The organism is Myxacorys almedinensis A, assembly GCF_010091945.1.
Lineage (GTDB): Bacteria > Cyanobacteriota > Cyanobacteriia > Leptolyngbyales > Leptolyngbyaceae > Myxacorys > Myxacorys almedinensis.
In genome coordinates this window covers 1-507 of sequence record NZ_WVIE01000084.1, presented here as the reverse complement: position 1 = coordinate 507, position 507 = coordinate 1, and the positions used below count along the sequence as shown (strand labels likewise).

At 53.1% G+C, this 507-nt stretch carries 1 pseudogene; it reads left to right on the top strand.

Annotated features, from left to right (window positions below):
• Nucleotides 1-442, top strand: a pseudogene (locus GS601_RS22745) (ISNCY family transposase); the annotation flags it as partial.
• Nucleotides 443-507 lie beyond the last annotated feature (65 nt).

Here is a 507-nt window from a genome sequence, read left to right as displayed (position 1 = left end):
AGCCACGCGAGAGGAAGTGCTGGAATGCATTCAGCCAACTTGTCCGAGTTGCGGGGGATGGATGTGGAATAAGTATGACAACTTCCGCCGAGTCCGAACGCTCAACGGAGTCGTGCAATTGCGGCTGAAAATCAGACGGTGTGCAACGCCCGAATGCGAGCGATTTTGTCTGGCTTATCGACCGGAAGCAGAAGGGAAATGGGCAATGCCCCAACAGGAATTCGGATTGGATGTGATGGCCTTCGTCGGGGGACTGCGCTATCAAGAGCATCGGAGTGTGCCACAGATCCACCAAGTCCTCCAAACCAAGGGTGTGCGTGTGAGTGAACGGACAGTGAGTAATCTGTTAGCTCGTTACGATGAACTGGTGGCAGTGCAGATGAGTGACTCAGAACGGATTGGCAAAATCGTGGCTCAACACTCCCAAGTAATTTTAACGTGAGTTCGACGGATTAAAAGATGGCAGGAGGGAGAGCAGGCAAGCCTTTTGGCTGCAAGTCGAGCGAG